12 protein-coding genes are annotated in these 14119 nt (G+C 60.1%); all 12 read right to left on the bottom strand.

What is annotated here, in order from left to right; genetic code table 11:
* Positions 1-27: 27 nt before the first annotated feature.
* Entirely contained in the window at positions 28-2157 is a 2130-nt protein-coding gene (pnp, locus tag SIAM614_RS13975; protein WP_006935431.1) for a polyribonucleotide nucleotidyltransferase, read from the bottom strand.
* 351 nt (positions 2158-2508) lie between these two features.
* Entirely contained in the window at positions 2509-2778 is a 270-nt protein-coding gene (gene rpsO / locus SIAM614_RS13970; RefSeq protein WP_006935430.1) for a 30S ribosomal protein S15, read from the bottom strand.
* A 209-nt stretch (positions 2779-2987) separates the two neighbouring features.
* A complete protein-coding gene (gene truB / locus SIAM614_RS13965; RefSeq protein ID WP_006935429.1) occupies positions 2988-3932 on the bottom strand; it encodes a tRNA pseudouridine(55) synthase TruB in 945 nt (314 codons plus the stop codon).
* 107 nt (positions 3933-4039) lie between these two features.
* Entirely contained in the window at positions 4040-4516 is a 477-nt protein-coding gene (locus SIAM614_RS32015) for a hypothetical protein (protein ID WP_157139850.1), read from the bottom strand.
* 163 nt (positions 4517-4679) lie between these two features.
* Positions 4680-5105, bottom strand: coding sequence for a 30S ribosome-binding factor RbfA (gene rbfA, locus SIAM614_RS13960; protein ID WP_040440220.1), 426 nt, complete (start codon positions 5103-5105; stop codon positions 4680-4682).
* A gap of 245 nt (positions 5106-5350) precedes the next feature.
* A complete protein-coding gene (gene infB, locus SIAM614_RS13955; protein ID WP_040440218.1) occupies positions 5351-8083 on the bottom strand; it encodes a translation initiation factor IF-2 in 2733 nt (910 codons plus the stop codon).
* 29 nt (positions 8084-8112) lie between these two features.
* Positions 8113-8748 (bottom strand): RNA-binding protein, encoded by a 636-nt coding sequence (locus SIAM614_RS13950; RefSeq protein WP_081455254.1) that lies wholly within the window; start codon positions 8746-8748, stop codon positions 8113-8115.
* Between the two features lie 141 nt (positions 8749-8889).
* Entirely contained in the window at positions 8890-10545 is a 1656-nt protein-coding gene (gene nusA / locus SIAM614_RS13945; protein ID WP_006935425.1) for a transcription termination factor NusA, read from the bottom strand.
* Positions 10546-10612: 67 nt separating this feature from the next.
* A complete protein-coding gene (gene rimP, locus SIAM614_RS13940) occupies positions 10613-11206 on the bottom strand; it encodes a ribosome maturation factor RimP (protein WP_006935424.1) in 594 nt (197 codons plus the stop codon).
* Positions 11207-11507: 301 nt separating this feature from the next.
* A complete protein-coding gene (trmB, locus tag SIAM614_RS13935) occupies positions 11508-12194 on the bottom strand; it encodes a tRNA (guanine(46)-N(7))-methyltransferase TrmB (RefSeq protein WP_006935423.1) in 687 nt (228 codons plus the stop codon).
* Positions 12195-12276: 82 nt separating this feature from the next.
* Positions 12277-13449, bottom strand: coding sequence for a methionine adenosyltransferase (gene metK / locus SIAM614_RS13930; RefSeq protein WP_006935422.1), 1173 nt, complete (start codon positions 13447-13449; stop codon positions 12277-12279).
* Between the two features lie 112 nt (positions 13450-13561).
* On the bottom strand, positions 13562-13966 hold the full coding sequence (locus tag SIAM614_RS13925) for a helix-turn-helix domain-containing protein (RefSeq protein ID WP_040440215.1): 405 nt from the start codon (positions 13964-13966) through the stop codon (positions 13562-13564).
* Between the last annotated feature and the right edge of the window lie 153 nt (positions 13967-14119).

The following is a 14119-nucleotide window of genomic DNA, read 5'->3' as shown; positions in this document are numbered from 1 at the left end:
CATTTTCCACCTCAGTCGGAAGGAAGCTTATTCAGCTTCTTCCTTCTTTTCGATTTCCTTGCCGGTTTCCTGATCGACAACCTTCATGGACAGGCGGACCTTGCCGCGCTCGTCGAAGCCCATGAGCTTGACCCAGACCTTGTCGCCTTCCTTGATCACATCGGTGACCTTGGCAACTTTCTTGGGAGCAAGCTGGGAGATGTGGACCAGGCCATCCTTGGCACCGAAGAAGTTCACGAATGCGCCGAAATCAACGCATTTGACGACGGTGCCTTCGTAGATCATGCCCACTTCCGGCTCAGCGGCGATGGAGTTGATCCAGTTGACAGCGGCCTTGATCGCCTTGCCATCGGCAGAGGCGATCTTGACGGTGCCGTCGTCTTCGATGTTGACCTTCGCGCCGGTCTTTTCCACGATTTCGCGGATGACCTTGCCGCCCGAACCGATGACTTCACGGATCTTGTCGACCGGGATCTTCATCACTTCGATGCGCGGCGCATGTTCGCCGAGCTCTGCACGAGCTTCGGTGATGGCCTTGGACATTTCGCCGAGAATGTGGATACGGCCGTCCTTGGCCTGGCCCAGAGCGACCTTCATGATCTCTTCGGTAATACCGTCGATCTTGATGTCCATCTGCAGCGAGGTGATACCGTCCTGGGTACCTGCAACCTTGAAGTCCATGTCGCCGAGGTGATCTTCATCACCCAGGATGTCGGACAGAACCGCAAAACGGTCGCCGTCCTTGATCAGGCCCATGGCGATACCGGCAACCGGTGCCTTCAGCGGAACGCCGGCATCCATCAGCGACAGCGAGGTGCCGCAAACGGTTGCCATGGAAGACGAGCCGTTGGATTCGGTGATCTCGGAAACAACGCGGACGGTGTACGGGAACTCGTGATGCGGAGGCATCATCGGGTTGATCGCGCGCCATGCCAGCTTGCCGTGACCGATTTCGCGGCGTCCCGGGGAGCCCATGCGGCCGGTTTCGCCGACAGAGTAAGGCGGGAAGTTGTAGTGCAGCATGAAGTGCGACTTCACAGTGCCTTCAAGCAGGTCGATGTACTGCTCGTCTTCACCGGTACCAAGGGTGGCAACGACCAGGCCCTGGGTTTCGCCGCGGGTGAACAGGGCAGAACCGTGTGCACGCGGCAGAATGCCGACTTCGGAAGAGATCGCACGGACGGTCGACAGGTCACGGCCGTCGATACGGGTGCCGGTGTCGAGGATCGCGCCACGGACGATTTCCGCTTCCAGCTTCTTGAACTGCTCGCCCAGAATGGTGCTTTCGACGGCTTCGCCTTCAGCAGCGTTGGTGATCAGCGCCTCGACAACCTTCGCCTTGGCAGCGTCGATTGCGTTCTTGCGGTCGGTCTTGGACGTAATCTTGTAAGCGGCAACCAGGTCGCTTTCAGCCATAGCCTTGACCTTGCCGAACAGCTCGGAATGATCCGGCAGGACCAGCTCGCGCGGTTCCTTGGCAGCGGTTTCAGCCAGTTTGATGATCGCGTCGATCACCGGCTGGAAGCCCTTGTGGCCGAACATCACTGCGCCGAGCATGATGTCTTCGTCCAGTTCCTTGGCTTCGGATTCAACCATCAGAACGGCGTCGTTGGTACCGGCAACAACCAGATCCAGAGTGGATTCCGGCATGTCGTCGACCAGCGGGTTGAGAACGTATTCGCCGTTGATGTAGCCAACGCGCGCGCCGCCGATCGGGCCCATGAACGGAACACCCGACAGGGTCAGGGCAGCGGAAGACGCCACCATCGCCAGGATGTCCGGAGCGTTTTCCAGATCGTGCGACAGAACGGTGATGACCACCTGGGTGTCGTTCTTGTAGCCGTCTGCGAACAGCGGACGGATCGGACGGTCGATCAGACGGGACGTCAGCGTCTCGTGCTCTGACGGACGGCCTTCGCGCTTGAAGTAGCCACCCGGGATCTTACCAGCGGCAAAGGCCTTTTCCTGGTAGTTCACGGTGAGCGGGAAGAAATCCTGGCCCGGCTTCGGAGACTTGGCGGACACGACTGTCGCCAGAACCTTCGTTTCGCCATAGGACGCCATCACGGCGCCATCGGCCTGACGGGCAACCTTGCCCGTTTCGAGGACGAGCGGGCGTCCGCCCCACTCGACTTCTACACGATGAATATCAAACATCATCTGTCCTTACAGCTTTGCCTGCCTTTGGCTGCTTTCGGAACAGCACGGTCATGGCAGACACATTCCCGGTCGGCCCCGTATGGGCCGGTTACCGGCGGACAGGTCACGGGCAAGACGACGAGCTGCTTTCGCTCAAGACGGAAAGAAGCCGGCAATCCTGCCCCATGACATGTCACGAGGTCTCTATAGAGCGTTCCATTAGATTTTGAAACACTCAAAGCTCTTTCAGGAAACAAAGATCCGAAGCGGATCAGTGTATTGCCCGAAAGAGCCGCGTCCGGCAAAAGCCGTCACGCAATACAAAAACGCGGCGGGTTCTCACCCACCGCGCTTTCAGGTTCTGAGATCTTAGCGGCGAATGCCAAGACGCGAGATCAGCGACTTGTAGCGTTCTTCGCTCTTGCCGCGCGTGTAGTCCAGAAGGGACCGGCGCTGCGCAACCATTTTCAGAAGACCGCGGCGGGAGTGGTTATCCTTGCCGTGACCCTTGAAGTGTTCGGTCAGGTTGTTGATCCGCTCGGTGAGGATCGCGACCTGTACTTCCGGGGAACCGGTGTCGCCTTCTTTGATGGCGTATTCCTTGATGAGCTCAGCTTTGCGCTCTGCAGTAATCGACATCGCTCTTTCCTTTCAAAGAGTGGGGTCCGTTGACCGGACACGTTGAAATGCCGGAGACCGGCCTGATCCGGACGTTTCCAGAGCCGAGATGTCGTTCAGCAAAGGATCCTTCCGGACGAATTGAGCATCAGTGCCCAATGGCGGCGGAATATGGCGGAAAACCTCGCGAGAATCCAGAGGTTTCTCAGGTTTTTTCGCCACACCCGAATTTACAGGTGAAACACCCTGGTCGGCTGGAACCGGCCCTTGTCAATTGAGCCGATGGCGACCGGCACGCTGGCGTGGCTGGCAAAGGCGACTTCCGTGTTGAGCGGGGCATCGCGGCCACGCAGCAACACGGCCATGCCCTTGCGGATCTTGGCGGCGTCGTCAAGCGACACCGGAACCTCGATCAGATTGTCCATCGCCTCGCGAACCGGCAGGACAAACTCCTCGACCAGCGCCTCGACGCCGGCACCTTCCTCAAGTGCCTCGGATGCTTCCAGGATTTCGTCCAGCCCGATCAGGTCGTCTTCGCCGAACGGCCCGACCAGCAACCGGCGCAGTTCGGTAACGTGACCACAGGTGCCGAGACGGCGGCCGAGGTCGCGGGCGATTGCCCGCACGTAGGTCCCCTTGCCGCATTCAGCCTCGAAAACGGCCCGGTTCTCGTCCGGACATTCGACCAGATCCAGCCGGTGTACGTCGATGGGCCGGGCTTCCAGTTCGACCTCTTCGCCGTCGCGCGCCAGATCATATGCCCGTTCACCCGCTACCTTGATGGCGGAAAATTTCGGCGGAACCTGCATGATCGTGCCGACAAACTCACCAAGGACAGCCGAGATTTCTTCCGCATTGGGCCGCACGTCGGACGTGGCAACCGCCTCGCCCTCGGTGTCGTCCGTGTTGGTTTCCACGCCCCAGGTCACCTCGAAACGGTAGACCTTGCGGCCATCCATGACGAAGGGCACGGTTTTCGTGGCTTCGCCGAAGGCGACCGGCAGGAGGCCTGATGCACGCGGATCCAGTGTTCCGGCATGGCCGACCTTTTCCGGCGAGAAGATCCGCTTGATCTTGCCGAGTGCCTCGTTGGAAGTGATGCCATAGGGCTTGTCCAGCACGAGCCAGCCGTTGATGGTGTTCTTTTTTCTTTTGAATTGTTTTTGGCGTGCCATGAGTGCGTTTCAATACGATTGCAATTGTTTTACGGCGACAAAAGAAACACTGACTGTCGGCCCACCATCCATGCGCAACAGCGAGACCCTGAAGACATCAGCTTTCGTCAGCGATCATTGTTGAGTTTTTCAAGTCTGTTGTGGTCACAGTAAGTCACCTGGTTTCCAACTTTATGCGCCTTCGACAAGTCGCATGACCCACTTATCTTTGAAGGGACACTTCCTGTTCCACTATCAGAGAAGCCTATCAACTCGGTGCTCCCAGCCCTGATAACGAGATAGTACCCAAGTAGTTCGTCGCCATACACATGAACCGTTTTGATCCCGGAAAGCGGCCCCACTTTGAATTTGCCATCTGCATCCGTTCTGGTGACTGCATGCCTTGACCCTGGCGGGTTATCTTTTGATGCGTCTGATGGAGCCAATGCTGCCACCAACTCAATCTCTGCATTTGCAACCGGCATACCATCGTTTAACAGCACGCCCGAAACCTCAGGCGCGAGGACACGTGGAACGGGAAAAACGACACATGCAGAGGTCGTTGCACCAAGTGCGATTGCTGCGATAGTTCTGAAGAACGCCATCTGCTTTCACATCAAGTGACTTGCAGAAACGGCACACGTTCAAGTCGCCGGGCCAGACAAGTTTGGTTTTCCATTTCCCGGCGAGGCTACAATTACCGAGGGCTAAGAACTCGAATTCACGCAATTTCAAATTGAACCGTGAATTGTGGTTTCAGCGCGGCAATCAGTCCTGTCCAGCGCCGCTATCCCCTTCGTCCTCGTCCAGATCGCGGGAAACTTCCGGGGAATGCAGCAGCGTGCCGATGCGGTCGTCGTCGTCGAACCGTGTGTCGAGAACGAAGCGCAGGTCCGGCATGTATTTCATGGTCAGCCGGCGGGACACCTGGCCGCGCAGATATTTCGCGCTGCGGTTCAGGGCCTTTTCGACGTTCTCGGCGTTGACACCCCCAAGCGGCATCACCAGGCAGGTGGCCAGGCGCAGATCCGGTGTCATGCGCACTTCGGGGATCGTGACGATCACCCCGTCGAGATCGGGGTCGGAGAACCGTCCCCGGGTCAGAATATCGGACAGCTCCTTGCGGACCGTCTCGCCAACGCGCAACTGGCGCTGGGAAGGGCCGCGGCTGTCCTGTCCGTGTTGTCTTGCCATTGTTGTTGTTCCTGCATCTCTGGCAGCGCATTCCGTCCCGACGTATTCGGGCGCCGTTGGCGGACCGGTCCCAGAGATCCGCGCCATTGCCGGGCCTGAAGCGCGAACGGTGGCGAGACCATCTGGATGGTGCGAATACCACGACCGAGCCATGGCATGACGGAGTTACCTGCGACCAGATACGACGTCAGCGGCTTAATTGAATAAGCCGCTGACATCAGTTTCAAGTAGATTTCTGACTTCGATCAGAGTGTCCGTGCGATCTGTTCGACGCGGAAGCACTCGATGACGTCGCCCGGACGCATGTCCTGGTACTTGACGAAGTTCATGCCGCATTCCTGACCGGACTCGACAGACTTGACCTCGTCCTTGAAGCGCTTGAGCGTACCCAGTTCGCCTTCGTGGATGACCACGTCGTCGCGAATGAGGCGAACGTTGGCGCCACGTTCCACGACACCTTCGGTAACCAGACAGCCTGCAACCTTGCCGACCTTGGAGATGTGGAAGATTTCCTTGATCTCCGCATTGCCCAGGAAGGTTTCGCGGCGCTCCGGCGACAGCATGCCCGACAGGGCAGCCTTGATGTCGTCGACCAGGTCGTAGATCACGTTGTAGTAGCGGATCTCGATGCCTTCGCGGCTTGCCGCTTCACGGGCTTGCTTGTTGGCACGCACGTTGAAGCCGATGATCGGTGCCTTGGAAGCGAGCGCCAGCGTGACGTCGCTTTCGGTAATGCCACCGACACCGGAGAGCAGGATGCGTGCGCCAACTTCCTCGTTGCCGAGTTCGTTGAGCGCATGGGCAATCGCTTCCGCGGAGCCCTGCACGTCGGCCTTGAGCACCAGCGGGAACTCTTTCTTGCCGGTTTCCTGCAGGCGGTTCATCATCTGCTCGAGCGAACCACGTGTACCGGAGGCGACCACCGAGGCCTTCTCGCGGATCTGGCGCTGACGGTAGTCGGTAATTTCACGGGCGCGGGCTTCGTTGTCGACAACCGCAACCATGTCACCGGCTTCCGGCGTGCCCTGAAAGCCCAGAACCTCGACCGGCTTGGCCGGACCGGCTTCCTTCACCTGATTGCCATTCTCGTCAAGCATGGCGCGGACGCGGCCCCACTCGGCACCGGCAACAAGAATGTCGCCCGGCTTGAGGGTCCCCTTCTGCACCAGAACGGTGGCAACCGGACCGCGGCCCTTGTCGAGCTGCGCTTCGATGACGATACCTTCCGCCTTGCGGTCCGGATTGGCCTGGAGTTCCAGAACCTCGGACTGCAGCAGGATCATTTCCAGAAGCTTGTCGAGGCCCAGGCCGCTCTTGGCCGAGACTTCCACGTCGATCACGTCGCCGCCCATGGATTCCACAACGAGGTTCTCGCTGAGGAGTTCGGTACGGACGCGGTTCGGATCGGCTTCCGGCTTGTCCATCTTGTTGATGGCCACGATGATCGGAACGTCGGCCGCCTTTGCGTGCGCAACGGCTTCCTTGGTCTGCGGCATGACGCCATCGTCGGCAGCAACGACCAGGATCACGATATCGGTCGACTTCGCACCGCGAGCACGCATCTGCGAGAACGCAGCGTGGCCCGGGGTATCGATGAAGGTGATCTTGTTGCCATCCTGATCGACCTGATACGCGCCGATGTGCTGGGTGATGCCGCCGGCTTCGCCGGTGACAACCTTCGACTTGCGGATTGCATCGAGCAACGAGGTCTTGCCGTGGTCGACGTGGCCCATGATGGTCACGACCGGAGGCCGCGGCAGCAGGGTGTCCGGTTCGTCTTCCGTAGTGAACAGACCTTCTTCAACGTCTGCTTCAGACACGCGCTTGACCGTGTGGCCCATTTCCTGGGCGATCAGTTCGGCGGTATCGGCATCGATCACGTCGTTGATCTTGAGCATCTGGCCCTGCTTCATGAGAAGCTTGATCACGTCCACGGCGCGCTCTGCCATACGGTTGGCGAGTTCCTGGATGGTGATGGCTTCCGGCAGAACGACTTCGCGCATGATCTTTTCACGCACGACCTGCTGCTGACCGCGTTTCGCCTTTTCCTGGCGGCGGCGCATGGAGGCCAGAGACCGCGCACGCTGGCCGTCATCGCCACCGGTGGCGGCGGAGATGGTCAGCTTGGAGCGGCGGCGGTCGTCGCCAGTGCGCGGACGCGCGGCGGGAGTCGGAGCCTGTTTCGGGCGCTTGACCGCACGAACGTTCTTGTTGTTGCGATCTTCTTCTTCGGATTCTTCGCGCCCGGGCTTCGCACGTGCGGCCGGAGCCTCCGGCGCCTTGCGCTTGCCCATGTCGTCAAGGCTCGGCGGCTTGCCACCGTCGGCATGAGCGGGCTTGCGAACCACGGTGCGACCGGCCGTTTCCTTGCGCACAGGCGCTGCAGCTTCCGGCGCCGCTTCGGCAGCCGGTTCGCTCGTCGGTTCAGCCTTGGCCTGTTCCGTCGCCTGGAGAGCTTCTTCGGCTTCGCGCTTGGCGCGCTCTTCCGCTTCCACCTTCGCGCGGGCTTCTTCTTCAGCCTGACGCTGCGCGGCTTCGATCGCCCGGCGCTTGTCTTCTTCTTCGCGGCGCTTGCGGTCTTCCTCGTCACGCACCTTCGCCATCTGAAGGGCTGCCGCACGGGCTGCCGCTTCTTCCTTGGTCAGGGTGCGCAGAACGTTGCCGTTGCCTTTCTGGCGCTGGCCGGAAGCCGACCGGCGGGCCTGCTTGGTGGCCTGCGGATCCGGCTGCGGCGGCGTACGCGGCGCTTCAGCCGGACGCTCGAGGCGCTGCGTGGTCGGCGCTGGGGCGTCTGCTTTTGCTTCTTGCCCGGGAAGCACAACACGGCGCTTCTTCTTTTCCACGACGACGGCTTTTGACCGGCCATGCGAGAAGGACTGCCGAACAGTTCCCTGATCGCCACCGCCGCGCTTTAGGCCAAGCGTTTTGCCACGCTCAACGCTGATTGTCTTGTCGCCTGGATTTTTCGTATCGCTCATATTGCCTTCAGTCCTGCGCAACCGCCTTTTCAAGCGTTGCCATTATCGCTGCTTGCCCCGGAGGAGTTGCGAAAACGCTCCAGATCGCGCACTCGCGACAGGAAGTTTTCGCTCGCCTGCCCCGCAAGCAGTGCAGCATGTATCACATTTGACCGGCCCAATGCCAAATCCAATTGGTCCGAATCGAACAAACGGACGATTTGGCATCCGTTTGCGTGTTCCTGAGTGCCGGCAGCCACCGCCGCCAGCTTCCGTACCCCGTCTTCTGCAGCGTCCGAGGCATGGACCAGCCCGGCGACATCATCCTGCCGCAGGGCTGCTTCAACTTTCGCATAGCCCGTTACCAGCTCGCCGGCCTTGCGCGTCATGGAGAGCGCTTGCAGCGCCGATCGTTCCATGAGCGCATCGACCCGATCCGCCAGTCCCGGCTCGACAGAGGCTTCCCCTTTAAAACCCCGGCCGAAGACCTTTTTCCGGTCCTTTTCGGCAACAGCCACGATGTCTTTCGTGGCGGTCACCCAAACACCGCGTCCTGGAAGAACCCGCTTCAGATCCGGAACAACCTCGCCTTGCGGGTCGAGAACGAACCGGATCAGCGCACTGACGGGCTGAACCTCCCGGGTCACGGCACACTGCCGTTCGGTTGGCTCACTCTTCCTGGGCACGCTGCCACTCCTTTTGATCAACCTGCTTTCCGGTGGAAACACCCCCGGCGCAGAAAAGCTGATCGAACTTGCGAATTCGAAACTCCCGGACGGCCCACGGCCGGACCGGAAACTTCACACAGGAGGCTTTTGCCTCTCTCGTTACCCGTTCAGGATCGCGCCGCTTTGTGGCTCTTCTCCAACGGTCTCGGCCATTTCAGCCTCTTCCTCTTCTCCGGCTTCGTCTTCCTCAGCCTGAGCTGCGAGTTCTTCCTCGGTGATCCAGCCTGCGGCCAGACGAGCCGCCATCACGACGTTTTCCGCTTCCGCGCGGGACATGTCGAATTCCGAAAGGGCACCTTCGAAGCGCTTGGTCTCACCGTCCTTGCGTTCGGTCCAGCCGACGAGATCGTCAGCAGCACAACCGGCGAGGTCTTCCATCGTCTTGATGCCGTCCTTACCCAAGGCAACCAGCATAGCCGTTGTCAGGCCATCAATCGACCTCAAGTCGTCGGCAACACCGAGCGAAACACGCTCTTCGTCAAGTTTTGCTTCCAGCTCGGCCAGGTAATCCCGGGCACGTGCCTGAATTTCGACCGCGGTGTCGTCATCGAAGCCCTCGATCATGGAGATCTCGTCGAGCTCCACATAGGCGACTTCCTCAACCGAGGTGAAGCCTTCGGTCGCCAGCAACTGGCCGACCATTTCGTCGACGTTGAGGGCTTCCATGAACAGCTGCGAGCGCTCCAGGAATTCCTTCTGGCGGCGGTCGCTTTCTTCCTGTTCGGTCATGATGTCGATGGCCCAGCCGGTCAGCTGAGAGGCCAGGCGCACGTTCTGGCCGCGGCGGCCGATCGCCAGTGATAGTTGGTCATCGGGAACGACAACTTCAATACGTTCGGCGTCTTCGTCCAGAACAACCTTGGCAACTTCGGCCGGCTGCAGGGCGTTGACGATGAAGGTCGCTGCCTCCTCGTTCCACGGAATGATGTCGATCTTTTCGCCCTGGAGTTCGCCGACAACGGCCTGGACACGGCTGCCGCGCATACCCACGCAGGCGCCGACCGGATCGATGGAGCTGTCCTTGGAGATCACGGCGATCTTCGCGCGCGAGCCCGGGTCGCGGGCAACGGACTTGATCTCGATGACGCCGTCGTAGATTTCCGGAACTTCCTGGGCAAACAGCTTTGCCATGAACTGCGGATGGGTGCGCGACAGGAAGATCTGCGGCCCACGCTGCTCGCGGCGCACGTCGTAGATAATGGCGCGGATGCGGTCGCCGGTGCGGAAGATTTCGCGCGGGATCAGTTCGTCGCGGCGGACAATGCCTTCGCCGCGGCCCAGATCCACGATGACGTTGCCGTATTCGGCACGCTTGACGACACCGTTGACGACTTCGCCGACACGGTCCTTGAATTCTTCATACTGACGATCGCGCTCGGCTTCGCGCACTTTCTGCACGATGACCTGTTTGGCGGACTGGGCGGCAATGCGGCCGAAATCGAGCGGCGGCAGCGGCTCGGCGATGAAGTCACCGATGCTGGCTTCCGGATTGCGGGCCTGCGCGTCCTCAAGAGAGATGTCGGTGGAAACGTTCTCGACACTGTCAACGACCTGAAGCAGGCGCTGCAAACGGATCTCGCCGGTCTTCGGATTGATTTCGGCACGGACTTCCGTTTCCGTACCATAGCGGGAGCGGGCTGCCTTCTGGATCGCGTCTTCCATTGCATTGATGACGATCATCCGGTCGATGGATTTTTCCCGTGCGACCGCGTCAGCGATTTGCAGCAGTTCCAGCCGGTTCGCGCTGATTGCCATATTCCACTCCTCTTGCGCCAAGGATCGGTTCGGGCGCGTTCTTCTTATTTCCCTTAAAGCCTGAGGCTCAGTTGGGCATGTTGTCCTGCGACAGCTCGTCATCCTGACCACGGGCGGCCAACGCCGCCTTTTCGGCCTGAAGAGCTGCGGTAATCAAGTCATCGGTCAGCACCAGCTTGGCTTCGCCGATGTTCTCCAGCGGCAGCGCCACGGTGTCCTCCTCGCCTTCCCGCACATCAGGAAGCCGAATGCTGGCCATGCCGTTTTCCGCGCCGAGGAGCGTTCCCCGGAAGCGCTTGCGGCCATCCAGCATGACGGCCATCTCGACCTTCAGCTCATGGCCTGCCCAGCGGTTGAAATCGCCTGCCCGCACGAGCGGACGGTCGATACCCGGAGATGAAACTTCTAGATGATATGCCCGGTTGATCGGGTCTTCGACGTCGAGCGCGGGCGATACGGCCCGGCTGACGGTTTCGCAGTCCTCGACGGTCATGGTGCCGTCCGGACGCTCTGCCATGATCTGCAAGGTGCAGCCGTTCTGAGCACTGATCTTCGTACGCACCAGACGGTAGCCGAGATCCTCGATCACCGGCTCCACAATTGCGGCAACACGGGCGTCAAGTCCCTGTTCCGTCACAATTCTCGGTTCGTGTGCGCTCACACTTGGCTCCTGTTGGCGGCCGTTACCGGCTCTTGAGCATCAGATGCACCTGATTGTCGATTTACATAGGGCAGTCCTGCTCGAACTCGTTGGTTTCCGGTTATGTAAGCAAAAAAGAGCGGGTCCCCGGCGGGCCCACTCTCAAAGTGCTCAGATAAGCCGTTTGAGGTGAAACACGGGCTGTATAACGCCAAAGCGGTCAAAAAGGCAAGAGCCCGGGCCAAATTCCTCAAAGAAGTTGGCCCCTGCCCGGATTCTCCCGGCAAACGGCAGCAAAAGCGCCGTTTCCGTCAACGCAACGCTACACCCTGCGGAAGGTCAGGTACCGGCCGACACGGCCCTCGCGGATGGCCTTGGCCTCGTAGCGGGTGCCCGGCCAGCCGTCCCAGGGGGATTTCCAGTCGGACGCGGTTTCGGCGGTCCATTCAAACGCGTCATGGTCGCGGCAATGGCGCAGCGTCCAGTCGACATAGGTATCGATGTCGCTGGCAAACCGGAACTCGCGGCCGGGCTTGATCACCCGGGCGTAGCGGTCGAGGTTCTGCTCGTTGATGAACCGGCGTTTCCAGTGGCGCTTCTTCGGCCAGGGGTCCGGATAGAGCTGGTAGGCCAGATCGAGGCTCGCCTCGGGCAACCAGTCCAGAACATTGACGGCATCGTCGTCGTAAAGACGGATATTCCGCAACCCTTCTTCCACGACAGCATTCACGGCCTTGGCCATGCTGCCGACGAAGGGCTCCACGCCGATAAAGCCAGTCCGCGGATTGGTTCTTGCCCGGTGCAGCAGGTGTTCCCCGCCGCCAAAGCCGACCTCCAGGCAGACCTCGTCGACTTCTGCGTCAAAGAGGCTCGTCAGATCCTCCGGAGCGGGTGCGGTCAGGTCGAGCGCCAGACGCGGCAGTTCGTTTTCCATCAAAGCCTCGCGGCGCGGGCTGAGCGGCTTGCCCTTGCGGCGGCCGTAAAAGGAACCTTCGTAACGATCAGTCATTCTGCTACTTCAAAACAAAAGATCGCCGGTTCTGAACCGGCGATCTGTTTCATGTCTTCATGCGTTCAGATGGAAGGCAAGCTTATCCCGCAAGCGGGCGAAGCTCGTCAACCAGGTCTGTCTTTTCCCAGCTGAAACCGCCGTCCGCTTCCGGCTCGCGGCCGAAATGACCGTAAGCGGCGGTGCGCTCGTAAATCGGGTTGTTCAGCTTCAGGTGCTGGCGGATGCCGCGCGGGCTGAGGCCCATGACATCGCGCAGCGCCTTTTCCAGCTTGGCCTCGTCGCAACGGCCGGTGCCGTGCAGGTCGACATAGACCGACAGCGGCTCCGGAATGCCGATGGCGTAGGAAAGCTGGATGGTGCAGCGATCTGCAAGATCGGCTGCGACAACGTTCTTGGCGAGGTAACGGGCCGCGTAGGCTGCGGAACGGTCGACCTTGGTCGGGTCCTTGCCCGAGAATGCGCCGCCGCCGTGCGGTGCAGCGCCGCCGTAGGTGTCGACAATGATCTTGCGGCCGGTGAGGCCCGCATCACCGTCGGGGCCGCCGATGACGAAAGCACCCGTCGGATTGACGTGCCAGACGGTGGCGTCCGTGATGAAACCATCCGGCAGCGCGGAGCGGATGTAGGGATCGACGATGGCGCGCACGTCGGCGGACGTCAGGGTCGGATCCAGATGCTGGGTCGACAGCACGATCGAGGTCGCCTCGACAGGCTTGCCGTCAGCGTAGCGGATGGTGACCTGGCTTTTTGCGTCCGGGCCGAGTGCAGGCTCCTGACCGGATTTGCGCACATCGGCCAGAAGGCGCAGGATCTTGTGCGAAAAGAGGATCGGAGCCGGCATCAGCTCTTCGGTTTCGCGGCAGGCGTAACCGAACATGATGCCCTGGTCACCCGCGCCTTCGTCCTTGTTGTCGCCGGCATCGACGCCCTGGGCGATGTGGGCGGACTGCGCATGCAGATGAACGGCGATGTCGCAGTTTTCCCAATGGAAGCCGTCCTGCTCGTAGCCGATATCCTTGACGGCCATGCGGGCAAGATGGGCGATGTAATCGTTGGTGATGGTGGCCGGGCCGCGGGTTTCGCCGGCGATCACGATGCGGTTGGTGGTTGCCAGGGTTTCACAGGCAACACGCGCTTCCGGCATTTCCTTGAGGTAGGCATCGACAACCGCATCGGAAATACGGTCGCATACTTTGTCCGGGTGTCCTTCGGAAACGGACTCGGAGGTAAACAGGTAATTCTGACGTGCCATTGGCGATCGTCCTTCTGGGAATGAATATGACAGAAGCGGCGATAGTCATCGCCGCTTCGCCTGCATCAATCTTAGAAGTTCTTCGCCGCGTCAAGCGCGCGCGTGAATTTTGTCAGTCGTCACCGGCAAGGGACCGGACCAGATCGACGATCCGGCGGCGCACTTTTGGGTCTTCAATTCGCACAAATGCCTTGTTCAGGGACAGGCCTTCGGAAGACGACAGGAAGTCGACCACATAGGAGGTCGGCTGCGTTTCGCCGAAGCCTTCAGCCTCGTCAGGGGTACCTGGTGCATCTTCGAAGAAAAAGGAAACCGGAACCTTGAGAACCGTTGCGATGTGCTGCAACCGGCTGGCACCGATACGGTTGGTGCCTTTTTCGTATTTCTGGATCTGTTGGAAGGTGATGCCCAGACTTTCGCCGAGCTTTTCCTGACTCATGCCTAGCATCATGCGGCGCAGCCGAACGCGGCTGCCAACATGAATATCGATCGGATTGGGAGACTTCTTACTGGGCATCTGTGTCGCTCTTTCTTTTTCTCGCGGACGAGGCCCGCTCGTTTTTCGTTTGCACAAGTTCCCCTGAATTCCCCCCACAGGACCAAGAGATCGAAGTTTGCCCGCAACCTTCCACTTGCACATGAAGCAGCCTTCAATCGGCTATTTCACGGT

Origin of the sequence: Roseibium aggregatum IAM 12614, from assembly GCF_000168975.1 — a bacterium.
Lineage (GTDB): Bacteria > Pseudomonadota > Alphaproteobacteria > Rhizobiales > Stappiaceae > Roseibium > Roseibium aggregatum.
The sequence above is the reverse complement of the archived record's forward strand: the minus strand, read 5'-3'. Positions and strand labels throughout refer to the sequence as shown.